The organism is Variovorax sp. dw_954 (assembly GCF_018449755.1).
Taxonomy (GTDB): Bacteria; Pseudomonadota; Gammaproteobacteria; order Burkholderiales; family Burkholderiaceae_C; genus Variovorax.
This window is the reverse complement of record NZ_JAAVVD010000022.1, coordinates 26,311-38,908: the sequence shown is the minus strand read 5'-3', so window position 1 is coordinate 38,908 and position 12,598 is coordinate 26,311. Positions and strand designations below refer to the sequence as shown.

Genomic DNA, 12,598 nt, shown 5'->3' with positions numbered 1-12,598 from the left:
CACCAAAGAAGACGGGACGAGACATGAGAGACATCAACGGCTTGCGCCTTTCCCGGCGCGACCTCCTGCTGGCCGGCGTCGCCCAGTTGGGCCTGTCGGGGCTGGCCCTGGCGCAATCCGACTGGGCGTCCAAGCCGGTGCGCCTGCTCGTGCCCTTTGCGGCGGGCGGTGGCGCCGACGTCGCGGCACGCCAGTTGGCGGTGAAATTCCAGGAAGCCATCCACCAACCCGTGGTGGTGGAGAACAAGGCCGGTGCCGACGGCGCGCTCGCGCTGCAGGAGTTGCTGCGCAGCAAGCCCGACGGCCACACGATCTGCCTTGCGACATCGAGCGCGCTGTCGTACGTGCCGCACATCCGCCGTGCGCCGGGCTACACGCTCGAAGACTTCACGCCGCTGACCTCGTTCGTGACGTTCACGTTCTTCCTGATGGTGCACGAGAGCATCCCGGGCAAGAACCTCTCTGACGTGCTCGCACACGTCAAGGCCAACCCCGGCAAGTACGCCTACGGCGGCGGCAACTCTGCGTCGATCATGGCGACCGAGCAGTTGATGGCCAACGCCGGCGTCGAGATGATCCGCTCGCCGTACAAGGGCGAAGGCCAGATGACCACCGACCTCATCGGCGGCCGCATCCAGATCTCGTGGGCGACGCCGGCAGTGACGCCCGCGCTGCTCAAGGACGGTCGCACGCGACCGGTGGCCGTGCTGCTGCCGCGGCGCAGCAGCGTGATGCCCGAAGTGCCGACCATTGCGGAAGCGGGCTACCCGCTGGTCGACATCTCGCCATGGGGCGGCTTCGTGGCGCCGGCCGGCATGCCGAAGTCCGTCCTCGCCGGGCTGTCGCGCGACCTGCGCGCGGTGATTGCCAACCCGGATTTCGTGGCGCAGTGCGACAAGTACGGATTGCTGGCGCAAGGCAGCACGCCGGAGGAGTTTGGCGGCTTCCTGCGGCAGCAGTATGTGGCTTGGGGGAAGGCGGTGAAGCTGGCGAAGATCCCGGCGGAGGAGGCGTAGGGCGCAAGGTTGGCCATGGGCGCATCGCGCCAACCTGCACGCCGGGTTGCAGACCTCGACTTCCCTCGCGCCGCCGAGACCTGTGGTCCGCTGCTTGCGCCCGACGGACGTATTGCATCCCAAGGTTCCGCGATGGATCACCGCCCCCGAGGGCTGGCAGCCGCGGGGTGCTCGGCGAGGAAGTCGATGAACGCTCGCACCGACGGCAGGATGCCGCGCCGGGTCGGGAATACCGCCTGGACCTCTCCGGTGTCGCAGGACCACGCCGGCAGCACGACACGAAGCGTGCCGGCCTGAATCTCATTGGCGCAGAGCATCTCGGGCAGCAGTGCAATGCCGATGCCATCCGTCGCCGCATTCTTGAGCGCCATCATGTCGTCGGTCAGCAGCCGGGGCCGGTGCACGAATTCCTCGACCGCCTTGCCGTTGCGCAGGCGCCAGGATGCGACGTCGCCGGCCGCAGGCAGCGACAGGGTCGGCCAAGCCGACAACGCCTGCGGGCCGGACGGTTCGCCATGCTTCTCCAGGAGGCCCGGGCTCGCCACCAGGACATCGACCACCTTGCCGAGCGGGCGAACCACCAGACTGGAATCGTCGAACGGCGGGCGCCGGACGCGCACCACGACGTCCATCGACTCCTCCAACGGGTCCACTCGCCGGTTGGTGACGGTCAGCGCGACGCGCACGCTCGGATAGCGGTTCATGAAGACCGGCAGCAGCGAGGTCAGCCAGATCTGCGCCAGGGAGATCGGGCAGCTCACCCGGATCAGGCCCTGGGGCTGCGCGAGTGCCTCCTGCACGACCTCGTGTGCAGATTCGCCCAGCGTCACGATCGTCTTGCAGCGCTCGTAGAAAAAGCAGGCCCACCGGCGTCACCTTCAACGACCTGGAACTGCGCTGCAGAAGGCGCGTCCCCAGGCGCTCTTCGAGCCGCGAAATGCGTCGGCTCAGGCGTGACTTGGGAATCCCGGTTTCCCGGCTGGCGGCACTGAATCCCTTGTGCTCCACGACCATCGCGAAAAGCGCCAGGTCATTGAGATCGTCCATGGATGTGGCTCCTGCAGTCCCGTGATCGTAGGGGCTTCGTCGTCGCATGGCTTCGTTCCATCTTCAGAACGCTGCGTTCGAGCCCGCCGGATTGTTGCGACAGCCTGGCGTGACCATCATCAAGGCATCGAAATCACAAGAGAGACGACGAAATGAATCTGCTGCAAATCGACCCCAGCCTGCCCGGGACGCCCTGCCTGAGCGGCGCAGTCGTGAACACCCTCGAGTTCGTAACCCATGGGGTAACAACATGAAGCTCGCGACCTTTTCCCATCAAAACCGACTGCGCGTCGGCGTGATCGACGGCGATCTGATCGGCGACCTCTCCACGCAGGAAGGCGCGCCCTCCAGCCTGCGGGAGTTGCTGGAGCGGGGCGCCGAAGGAATGGAATGGGCGCGGCGCGCAGCCATCGGCGCGCCTCGACTGCCGCTCTCGCAGGTCCGCCTGGAGGCACCCATCCAGGCACCCCAGAAGTTCCTTTGCCTGGGAGGCAACTACCCCTCGCACCTGGCAGAGGCCGCACGGCTTGGCCTGGTGCGCGGCCCCGGCCAGGTCTGGTTCAACAAGCAGGTCTCCTGCATCGCCGGCCCCTGCGACGACGTCTACCTGCCGCAGGCGTCCCACCAGTTCGACTACGAAGGGGAGCTGGGCGTGGTCATCGGCGAGCGCTGCCGCCACGTCGTGGCCGAGGATGCGATGCAGGTGATCGCGGGCTATGTGGTCGTGAATGACATGAGCGTGCGCGACTGGCAGCTTCGGTCGCCGACCCACACGCTGGGCAAGTCCTTCGACACCCACGGCCCCCTTGGGCCCTGGCTGGTGACGCGCGACGAGATCGCGGATCCGCACGCGCTGCGCCTGCGCACCTGGGTCAACGACGAGTTGAGGCAGGACGGGCATACCGGCGAGATGCTCCATCGCATCGAGGAAATGGTGGCGGAACTCTCCGCGGCCTTCACCCTGATGCCGGGTGACATCCTGTCGACCGGCAGCCCGGCCGGCGTGGGCGGCCTGATGCACCCGCCGCGCTACCTGCAGCCCGGCGACCGGGTGCGGGTGGAAATCGAAGGCATCGGCGCGATCGAGAACCGCGTCGTCGCCGAGCCGCTTGCGCGCCTGCACCGGCCAATTCGCCAAGGAGTAGCAGCATGAACACCAGGACCCGTCATCTCCCGGACGCTTCGACCCGCCCGATCCGCCCGACGCAATTGGCGCACGTCGTGCTGCGTGCGCGCGACCTGCAGCGCTCGCGTGCGTGGTACCTCACCGTGCTGGAAGCGCGCCCTTCCTTCGAGAACGAGATGGTGTGCTTTCTCACCTACGACGACGAGCATCACCGCATCGGGCTGATCAGCCGGCCCGAGCTGCACGGCGAGGCCGATCGCCACGCCGGCCTGGAGCACATCGCGTTCACCTACGGCGATCTCGGCCAGTTGCTGGCCACATACCGGCGCCTGGCCGATCTCGGTATCCGCCCGTTCTGGACGATCAACCATGGGCCGACCATCTCGATCTACTACAAGGACCCGGATGGCAACCGGCTGGAACTGCAGTACGACGTCTTCGAACTCCCCGGTGAGGTGGAGGCCTTCTTCGCCGGTGGCAACTACGAACAGAACTTCATCGGGGTGACCTTCGATCCCGAGGACCTGATCGTGCGCTACGAGTCCGGCGAGCCGCTCGAAGCACTCACCGCCCGGCCGTCATTGCCACCCGGGCGCACGCCCTGGGACATGGTGGTCCAGTGAGCCGCGCATGAATACACCCAAGGTGATCATCACCATCGCCCCCACCGGCGGCATGGCCAGCAAGAAGCAGAACCCGCACCTGCCGACGCAGCCCGGGGAGATTGCGTGCGACGTGATCGATTGCTGGAACGCCGGCGCGTCGGTGGCGGCCATCCACGCCCGCCGCCCCGACGATCAGGCGACCTGCAACCCCGACATCTACCGCGACATCAACACCCGCATCCGGGCGCACAGCGACATCGTGATCAATAACTCTACGGGCGGCGGCGTCGATGGTGATCTGCTGCGGCAGCTGCCTGGCGGCGGCTGGGAAATCGCCTGGGACGAGCGCGTCAAGGGCATCGAGGCCGGAGCCGAGATGTGCACGCTGGATGCGACCACCGTCAACCTCAGCTTCGAAGGCCGGGAGATCCTGTTCAATAGCCCGCCGTCGAAGAACCGCGAGTTGGCCGCAGCAATGAAGGTACGGGGCATCAAGCCGGAGTGGGAGGTCTTCAGCCCGACCCACATCCTGCAGGACGTGAGCACGCTGCTGTCCGAAGGGCTCGACGACGGGCCGCCTTTCGTCAACCTGGTGCTGAACGCACACCGCGGCTTTCAGGGTGCGATGCCCTATGCGCCGAAGACGTTGCAGTTCATGGCCGACCTGCTCCCGCGCGGCGCGATCCTTGGCGTCAGCGGCATCGGTGCAGCCCAGTTGCCGGCGGCCATCCAGTCGGTGCTGCTGGGCGGCCATGTGCGCACCGGACTGGAGGACAACCTGTACTACGCCGCCGGCGAGCTGGCGACCAACCAGCGGCTGATCGAGCGGCTGGTGCGCATCGTGCGCGACCTGGGCGGCGAGCCGGCCACACCGATGGAGGCGCGGGAGATCTCGGGATTTCCCGCCGCGCGGGTCCCATGCCGGCGTTCGGAATCCGGGAGCCATGACGGGGGTGCGAGCATCGTGGCCTGCAAGCCCGCCACGATGCTCGTGCGCTTTCGACTCATGCCTGGCGATCCCGATCACGCTTCAGCTGCTGACCCACGACCCATGCAAGCCGGCAGGCACCCGGCGCGGAAGCACGATGCGCGCGAGCGGCGGCGCGTCGAGATTGCGGGCATCGAGCACCACGAAGCTGCCCTGAGCGCTCCCCGCCTCGTGCGTGAAACTCAGGATGAACCCATCGGCTTCGCCACGGCCATGAGGGTCGGCCACGAAAAGCGGCTCGCAGACGGTCACGCCCTTGGGAAATCGATGCACGACCTTGGCGCCCGTCGTGAGGTCATAGCGCGCGATGGATTCGAAGGCGCCTGACTGCCAGCGCTCGCCGGGGCGGGGATCGCGCAGGCCGACGTATCCGTAGCGAGCCTTCCGCCCCAGGTAGGCCTCGTTGATTCGCCCGAACTCGCAGGCTTGGTCGTCCAGTGCGTGATCCTCGACCGCGCCGGTGCTGGTGTGGATGACGAGCCGGTGCAGTTCCAGTCGCTTCGACGGCGCGGTGAGGGAAAAGGCGTCGTACCACGGGAGCACCACTTCGATGCGATCGCCGTGCTCGAATGCGTTGACCGTGTGCCAGTTGAAGAACGCCGGGCCCTTGATCCATTGGATCTGGTCGGCCGTCGTTGCGTCTCGCGGCACGAGCGCGATCATCGTTCCACGCTGCGGCTCCCACTCGGCCGGCGGTCCCTTGCGGGAATAGTCGAAGACCAGGGGGCAGAAGATGGCGATGACGTGGCGCTCCGTGATGGCGATGTCGTGGATCATCGCCGGCCACGGCGCCTGAAAGGGCACCGCACGGTCGAGCACGCCCCCGGCGGAGATGCGCGCATAGAGTATCGCCCCGGTGTGAAGGTCGTATTCGATCGACAGCAACTCCCGTGTCCTCGGATCGATCTTGGGATGCGCCGTCATGTTGCCGGTCAGCCTGCCGCCGAAATCGAAGGACCCGACTGTGTTGAGGTTGCCATCGAGCTGGTAGGCCGAGCCGCCCTCGTACAGCGCAAGGTAGCGCCCGGCGTGATGAACGATGTTGGTGTTGGCCAGGTTGGCGTGGGGCGGCGCGGCAAAGCTCGAGTTGTAGATGCGATGGCCCGCGGCCCGCTCCTCCACGAATTCCTTCGTCCTCACCCATCGATTGCGATACCGCGCGCGCCCATCCTGCACGAACAGCGCGTGCACCATTCCGGTCCCGTCGAAGGGGTAGCCGTAGTGCGCGTCGGGTTCGAATTCGGGGTTCGGGCCGTTGCGCATGAAAGCGCCGTTCAGGCCCTTGGGCCATTCGCCTTCGATGTGCAGGTCGATGTCGTCCCGTTCATCGAAGACGGGCGCGAACGCGCCCTGGAGAAACGGGTTCTGGCTGGTCCACTCGGGCGGCCTGTCGTCGGGCACGACCGATGCATGAGCGCTGGCCACGCTCAAACCGATGGGAACGGACAACGCCATGGCACCTCCTTTGAACAGGAACTCGCGACGATCACGGTCAAACTTGCCAATCATTTCGGCCTCCTGGGTTTCAAGACTTGCTGGTTCAGGAATGTTAGGAAGCACCGTTTCGCTTGTCGTTGACTGTGCGTCCCATGTCTGTTCCGTCTGATTCAAAGGTGGGAAACTCCGGCCCTCATGATTGAGCGATCGGCGCCCCAGGACAGGCTCGGCTCGCAGGGTGGCGAAGCGGCGCGCGTCGTGTCGGCCATCACTTTCGACGCCAGCCTGCTGGCGCCCCGGGAGCGCTTCGAGCTCTGGCAGGAACGCACGGCGACCTCCTACGAATTGGTGCTACCGGACGGCGTGACGCAAGGCGACTTCGGCAGCCGGACCCGGCTGTGGAATCTCGGGCCTCACGTGCTGTCCACCGGCGACTACACGCCGATGATCTCGAAGCGCACGGCCCGGCTCGCACGGGCCGACCAGTTCAACCACCTGCACCTGCGCATGAACCTGAAGCGCTCCGGCGCCCGGGTCGACGCCGATGGAAAGCGACTGGTGCTCGCCGCCTGCGAACCGGTGTTGACCGACATGACGCGCCCCTCGACCTTCGACTCGCCGGGCGGACCGGGCATAGTCGTCTTCCTGCCGCGCGATGCCTTCGCCGACGTGCTGCCCAGGGACATCGACCTGCACGGCGTCGTTCCGCGCGGTGCGTCCGCGCAGTTGCTGGTGAGCCACCTCGTGAACCTGTCGGAACGGCTCGCGGAGCTCACCGTCGACGAAGCGCGCGGCGTCGCCGTCGCGACCGCGAGCCTCCTCGCCGTGAGCCTGCTGGCGACGCCGGAAACGCTGGACCGGGCGCGCCCGGCAATCGAGGACGCGCTGATGCAGCAAATCTGCGGCTGGATCGAGTCGACCCTTGGCGAGCCGACGCTGTCGGTCTCGACGATCTGCCGCAGGTTCAAGGTGTCGCGAAGCACGCTGTATCGCCTGTTCGAGACGCGTGGCGGCGTCGCCGACTACATCAAGGAGCGCAGGCTGAAGCGCATCTACGCGGCCATCGTCGCGCCTGAATACGCGGCCCGACAACTGGTCGGCATCGCCGAAGAGTTCGGCTTCGTCAACCCGTCCCACTTCAGCCGCATCTTCCGGCAGCAATTCGGCCACAGCCCGAGCGAGGCGCGGGCGCAGGCGCCGGTCGCTTCCCGGCTGCTTTCAGCGAGTTCGGATGCGCGCGCCTACTACGACCGCCTGCGCGCGCTGCAGCGCTGAGAATGGAAACCGGGAAGACGGCAGGGGTTGCGAGCGGATGAAGGTCGGATGCCAGCAGGGGCAGTCAGGCCGCATACAGCACCGCAGGCCTATGCTTCGTCGCCCGGTTCGACTTCGGACAGCGTTCGTGGAAGGAGTTGATATGCATGCCATCAAAGCAGTGCCTGCGTTTCTTATCGCGATGACGCTTTTTTGCGCCGCAACCCGGGTGCAGGCGGAGGATGAGCACTGGTCATACAGCGGACACCTCGGACCTGCGGAGTGGGCAGAAGCCGATTCGTCGTTTGCCACCTGCAAGCTCGGGAAGGTCCAGTCGCCCATCGACATCCGCGGCGCCAAGGTGGCGGACTTGCCGGCGATCCGGTTCGACTACAAGCCATCGCCGCTCAAGGTGATCGACAACGGTCACACGATCCAGGTGAACTACGCACCGGGCAGTTCGATCGAGGTGGGCGGCACGCGCTACGAACTCGTGCAATTCCACTTCCACAAGCCCAGTGAAGAGAAGATTGGCGGCAAGGCGCACGCCATGGTCGCGCACCTCGTGCACAAGAGCGCGGACGGCAAGCTGGCGGTGGTCGCGGTGCTGCTCGACAAGGGCGGCGCCAGTTCCCTGATCGACACTGTCTGGAAGAACCTGCCGAAGGAAAAGGAGCACGAGCGGGATGTCGATGCGATGGTCGATGCCACCGCGCTGCTGCCCGGCAACAAGGGCTACTACACCTTCGAGGGATCGCTCACCACGCCGCCGTGCAGCGAGGATGTCCGCTGGTTCGTGCTGAAGACACCGGTGAGGATTGCCGGCAGCGAGATCGCCGCCTTCGGCAAGCACTATGCGATGAATGCGCGACCGACGCAGCCGCTCAACGGGCGCGCGATCGAAGCGACGCGGTGATGTGCGAACAATTTGCAACCCAATTGATGATGACCTTCGACTGAATTTCGTTCTCTTCGGCAGTGATTGGTGCCACCATGAGGCGACCCCGGCAATAGGGGCGCACTCTTGCTGGAGGAGGACTTTTCATCCGACCCCCTGCACGAGCATACGAAGGCGGCTTGGTGCGACAGCCGACCGCCGTCTCAAACCCATCAAATTGGAGAACGCATATGGCCGAATCGAGATACGCACGCTGGCGTCTGACGGGCGGAATGCTGGCCACGGCCGGACTCCTGGCACTGTCGGGAGCCGCCCTGGCCACCGATCAGTCGCAGCAGCGCCAACAAGGCAGGGACACGAACCAGGGTGCCAAACAGGATGCGCGCTCCGAAAAGGTCGACTGCCGGGCCGAAAACCAGAAGAGCAACGCCCAGTGCCGGCAGGACAAGCACGAGACGAAGCAAGGGGGTCGGCAGGACAAGCGCGACACCAAGTACTGACGGACTATCGGTCGATTGCATTGCCCAGCGGCAATGCCGGTCGCTCGGGAAACGCTCGCCATTGCCACGCTGGCCATGGCGACATCGGATTGCCGGTCATGGGTGCTCGCCCGGCCTGACTTCGGGCAGAAGAAGCTCGGATGAAGTACTTGCTCCTTGCCGTCACGCTCTTGAGCGCGGTGTCCGCCTCGGCGCAGGGCCGGGTCTGGAAATGCGGTGATGAATACACCCGCAGTGCGACCGTTGCCCAGCAGAGAGGATGCAAGTTGTGGGAGGGTCGGCCGTCCTCTGCCATGCCATCGGTGATGACCATCCCGGTCGATCAAGACGGTCACTTTCGCTTGAGGGGCTTCATCAACAATCAGCCGGTCATGTTCCTGGTCGACATGGGCGCCACCTACATATCCGTCTCCGAGGACTTTGCGCGCCGTGCCAATCTGCAAGGCGGAAGCCTCGCGAAGCTCAATACGGCCAACGGGGCCCGTGCCGGCCGGCTGGTCAAGGGCGTCACCGTCATCGTTGGATCGTTTTCTGTGGCGGCAGCAACCGTCGCAGTGGGCACTGCCGGGCAGGGAAGCGAAGTCCTGCTGGGTCAGAGTTTCCTGCGGAATTTCGATGTCACGATGAACGATCGGCAGATGGTGATTCGGACCCGGACGCCGTAGCGGTTGCGCCGGAGAGAATGCGCTCGACCTGCGCTGCCGCCACGACACGTACCATGCCACACCCACGCTCAGCCTCCGGCACCATGCTGGTCACGATCCTGGCGATGACGCTCGCCGGCACCGGGCGTGCAGACGAAGGCACCGAATACGAGCAGATCACCCCTTACCGTCCTTCGGTCTCCACTCCGGCGCAACTGCCGTTCCCGGGCCAGCTGGAGCTCGAGTTGGGAGGCCAGGGCACGGGCGGCGCGTCGCGACGCGGCAACCTGCCCTATCTCTTCAAGCTGGCGTTCAACAACGAATGGGGCCTGCTCGTGGGCGGGGACGCCTACATCTGGTCGCGCGGCGATGACGGTCGATTCGAAGGCGTGGGCGACACGAACGTCACGCTCAAGCGCGCCTGGGTCGTCGACAAAGAGACGGCTTTCGGCCTGGAGTTCAACGTCAAGCTGCCGACGGCCAAGGATCCCCTGGGTAGCGGCAAGGCCGACTACGATGTCAACGCGATCTACAGCCAGGACTTCGGCCCGGTTCACATGGACGCCAATATGAATCTCACGCAATTGGGCCTGGTCGATCCAGGAAGCTCGCGCACGCAGCTCGGCGGTGCGAGCGCGTTCTCGGTGAACCTGTCGAAACACTGGGGCATGCTCGGCGAAGTCTCCGGCACGCACCGCGCCGGCGCGGACAACGGCCTTCAGTTGCTCTGTGCCCTGACCTTCAGTCCGAGCAAGACCTTGACTTTCGACATGGGACTTTCACGCGCGCTGCGGCCGCGACCTGCCACGACCTCGCTCTTCGCAGGCGTGGTACTCCCGTTGGCGCGGCTCTGGTAGGCGCACGCTGCCGGGAACGGTGCCTTTGAACTTCTCGCACGTCGGCGTGATGATTGCCCGCGAAACCATGCACTGCTAGATTTGAAAGAGACTGGAGCCGTCCGTCGGCGGCCCTTCGCTCCCTTCGTCTGCTGTGGCGCGAAAGCTCCCGGAAAGGCTTCAATGAACTTTGGCGTCTTGCTCTTCGACAAGGTGGAGGAGCTTGATTTCGTCGGGCCTTGGGAGATGCTCGCGATGTGGAGCAAGGTCGCCGAAGGCCCAGGCAGATGTCTTCTCGTTGCTGAGTCCCCTGGGCCCGTGCAATGCGCCAAGGGCTTGTCCGTCAATCCGCACTGCTCGTTCGCGGACTGCCCGCCACTCGATTACTTGTTGGTTCCGGGCGGCCAAGGGACGCGCGCTGAGGTCGGCAACCCGAACTTGCTCGACTTCGTCTCTGCCCAAGCCAGGACTTGCAAGGCCGTGCTGTCGGTCTGCACTGGCGCATTCATCCTCCACGCCGCCGGACTTCTTTCCGGAAAGAGAGCCACCACCCACTGGGGCTCGCTCGACCGGCTGCGCACGCTGGGCGATGTGGAGGTGGTCGAGCAGCGCTACGTCGAAGACGGAGGCGTCTGGTCATCCGCAGGCGTCTCGGCGGGCATCGACCTCATGCTGGCCTTTATCGCCCGTACAGCCGGTGACGATGCCGCCGGAAAGGTGCAGTTTGCGGCAGAGTACTACCCCTCATCCGTTCGATACGGGGCGTATGAGAACCAGGTGCAGGCTCCGGCGTACCTCAAGTCGACGGCTTGAATCGGGGTTGCAAGTAGCCGTTCGTGGAGTGGCCCATGCCCAGTGGCGAGTAGGCCGCGAGGCTTTCGACCGGCCCCCTGAGCTTGCGCTGCCGGGCCTCAGGTTTCGTGGCGAGGATTGCTCCGCTGAAATGGGCTTGCACGCTTTGACTTGGTCCGCGCGGTCTTGAAGCTGTTGGGATCGAAGGCGGTGCGTTGGATCTGCAGGTCATCGCCGTCGATGCGTTCGGCCAGGCTCGCAATGTCGCGTCTCGTCACGCCGGCCGCTGCGAAGTGCGTCTGCCAGCCATTCACGATCTCGATCACCGCGGCCACTTCGAGGGCGGCCTCCGCGGGCAGCAGGCCGAATGCATCGCACTGCGACATCGCGTTCTCGAGCGTCGAGTCCCGGCCATACGCGCCGCAGATGAACTCCTGGAAGCCCTGCCCCGAATTCGTCGGCAAGACGTCGTACGCCGGCGCCAGCTTCAGGCGTCCATTCTCGAAGGGGTTGGCGACCAGCAGCGAGTGGTTCTTCTCGTGGTCGTCGGTGTTGTCGACGAGGATGTTGAAGACCATGCGACGAAACAGTTCGCGCGCGTCGCGCAGGTTGATGCCGTCGTGGGCAATGCCGATCCGCCGGAGGATGCGCGCCAGTTCCGGATAGCCCATCTCCGGTTCCGCGCCCGACGCAGTTGCCGCACGGATGGCGGTGCCCGCCGAGATGCTGTGAATCCGTCGGCCTCGCTCGCGGTCGAAGCGTCGAATGGCGATCGCGTGCTCGGCCTGAAGGCGGATGACCTGTGTTGTGGCGACCGTGATGCCGGCGCGTTCGGCAAGCGTCATGGTCGCATGCTCGATGAGCGGCGTGTCGACGGGCTCGTTGTTGAAGAACTTGATGACCCACTGCTGGCCTTCGATCTCGATGAGGGCCTTGGGCTTCGCGCCACCGAGCGGACTGCCGCCGCCGGCGATGATCTTCGCTTCCAGCTTGGTCAGCGGCTCCGACGCCTCGATCTTGGCCGCGACTTCGCTGAGCTTCTGCGCATCCCCGATCCGGGGCAGGGGACCCGTCTCGCGCGGGAGGTATTGGCTTGCGGACGTCGAGACGCCTAGCGCGCCGAAGCGATCGTCGCCCGCGTAGTAGAGGTACTCCATCAGGGAAAGGCGCCGGGGCTTGTCGACGAAGCGGATGACCTTTTCGCCCCAGCGGTCCGGCCGCGCGTCGTCGACCGCGCCGACCGCACGCTGCGCATCGGCCGACAGGCGGCCCGGCGGCAGGAATTCGCTGTCGATGAGGGGCAGGTCTTCGCTCAGGGCAAAGCCGTTGGCGAGCCAATCCGTGGCGTAGTGCAGCGAGACGCCCTTGCCGGCGGAGACCAGCTTCAGCGCACCGACGTGGCGCGGGGCGGCCGGGTCGTGCAGGAACCAGAGGTAAAGGTCGTCCAGGCGCATC

Annotated in this window: 12 protein-coding genes and 2 pseudogenes; 10 read left to right on the top strand and 4 right to left on the bottom strand. The window is 65.7% G+C overall.

Annotated elements, in window-relative coordinates:
- Positions 1 to 23 precede the first annotated feature (23 nt).
- Positions 24 to 1,016: a tripartite tricarboxylate transporter substrate binding protein gene (locus HB681_RS27695; protein ID WP_213958091.1), complete on the top strand. Its 993-nt coding sequence runs from the start codon at positions 24 to 26 to the stop codon at positions 1,014 to 1,016.
- Positions 1,017 to 1,153: 137 nt separating this feature from the next.
- Here the strand turns inward: HB681_RS27695 and HB681_RS27690 are convergent, their stop codons facing one another.
- Positions 1,154 to 1,846: a LysR substrate-binding domain-containing protein gene (locus HB681_RS27690; protein ID WP_345944764.1), complete on the bottom strand. Its 693-nt coding sequence runs from the start codon at positions 1,844 to 1,846 to the stop codon at positions 1,154 to 1,156.
- Positions 1,847 to 1,937: 91 nt separating this feature from the next.
- Positions 1,938 to 2,030 (bottom strand): annotated as a pseudogene (locus HB681_RS38410) (LysR family transcriptional regulator); the annotation flags it as partial.
- A gap of 283 nt (positions 2,031 to 2,313) precedes the next feature.
- Between HB681_RS38410 and HB681_RS27685 the strand changes: the two are divergent.
- The 3 genes and pseudogenes from HB681_RS27685 (at position 2,314) to HB681_RS27675 (ending at position 4,742) form a co-directional block, all read left to right on the top strand.
- Positions 2,314 to 3,216 carry a fumarylacetoacetate hydrolase family protein gene (locus HB681_RS27685; protein ID WP_213958090.1) on the top strand — a complete coding sequence of 301 codons (903 nt, stop codon included), beginning with the start codon at positions 2,314 to 2,316 and terminating at the stop codon, positions 3,214 to 3,216.
- Positions 3,213 to 3,812 (top strand): VOC family protein, encoded by a 600-nt coding sequence (locus HB681_RS27680; protein WP_213958089.1) that lies wholly within the window; start codon positions 3,213 to 3,215, stop codon positions 3,810 to 3,812. The genes HB681_RS27685 and HB681_RS27680 overlap by 4 nt, the downstream gene beginning before the upstream one ends.
- 7 nt (positions 3,813 to 3,819) lie before the next feature.
- A pseudogene (locus HB681_RS27675) lies at positions 3,820 to 4,742 on the top strand (3-keto-5-aminohexanoate cleavage protein).
- Between the two features lie 82 nt (positions 4,743 to 4,824).
- Here the strand turns inward: HB681_RS27675 and HB681_RS27670 are convergent.
- The gene (locus HB681_RS27670) at positions 4,825 to 6,237 is read right to left on the bottom strand and encodes a carotenoid oxygenase family protein (RefSeq protein ID WP_213958088.1); all 1,413 of its coding nucleotides are present in this window, start codon (positions 6,235 to 6,237) and stop codon (positions 4,825 to 4,827) included.
- A 177-nt stretch (positions 6,238 to 6,414) separates the two neighbouring features.
- Here HB681_RS27670 and HB681_RS27665 point away from each other — a divergent pair, with 177 nt between their 5' ends.
- From HB681_RS27665 to HB681_RS27640, 6 genes are all read left to right on the top strand, one after another.
- A complete protein-coding gene (locus HB681_RS27665; RefSeq protein WP_213958087.1) occupies positions 6,415 to 7,494 on the top strand; it encodes a helix-turn-helix domain-containing protein in 1,080 nt (359 codons plus the stop codon).
- A 142-nt stretch (positions 7,495 to 7,636) separates the two neighbouring features.
- The gene (locus HB681_RS27660) at positions 7,637 to 8,389 is read left to right on the top strand and encodes a carbonic anhydrase family protein (protein ID WP_256735128.1); all 753 of its coding nucleotides are present in this window, start codon (positions 7,637 to 7,639) and stop codon (positions 8,387 to 8,389) included.
- A gap of 212 nt (positions 8,390 to 8,601) precedes the next feature.
- Positions 8,602 to 8,871, top strand: coding sequence for a hypothetical protein (locus tag HB681_RS27655; protein ID WP_213958086.1), 270 nt, complete (start codon positions 8,602 to 8,604; stop codon positions 8,869 to 8,871).
- Positions 8,872 to 9,011: 140 nt separating this feature from the next.
- Positions 9,012 to 9,536 (top strand): TIGR02281 family clan AA aspartic protease, encoded by a 525-nt coding sequence (locus HB681_RS27650; protein ID WP_213958085.1) that lies wholly within the window; start codon positions 9,012 to 9,014, stop codon positions 9,534 to 9,536.
- A gap of 53 nt (positions 9,537 to 9,589) precedes the next feature.
- Complete coding sequence (locus tag HB681_RS27645; RefSeq protein ID WP_256735127.1) at positions 9,590 to 10,372, top strand: transporter; 783 nt, start codon at positions 9,590 to 9,592, stop codon at positions 10,370 to 10,372.
- Positions 10,373 to 10,534: 162 nt separating this feature from the next.
- Positions 10,535 to 11,164 carry a DJ-1/PfpI family protein gene (locus tag HB681_RS27640; RefSeq protein WP_213958084.1) on the top strand — a complete coding sequence of 210 codons (630 nt, stop codon included), beginning with the start codon at positions 10,535 to 10,537 and terminating at the stop codon, positions 11,162 to 11,164.
- 98 nt (positions 11,165 to 11,262) lie between these two features.
- Here the strand turns inward: HB681_RS27640 and HB681_RS27635 are convergent, their stop codons facing one another.
- Positions 11,263 to 12,597: a HipA domain-containing protein gene (locus HB681_RS27635; RefSeq protein WP_213958083.1), complete on the bottom strand. Its 1,335-nt coding sequence runs from the start codon at positions 12,595 to 12,597 to the stop codon at positions 11,263 to 11,265.
- Position 12,598: the final 1 nt, after the last annotated feature.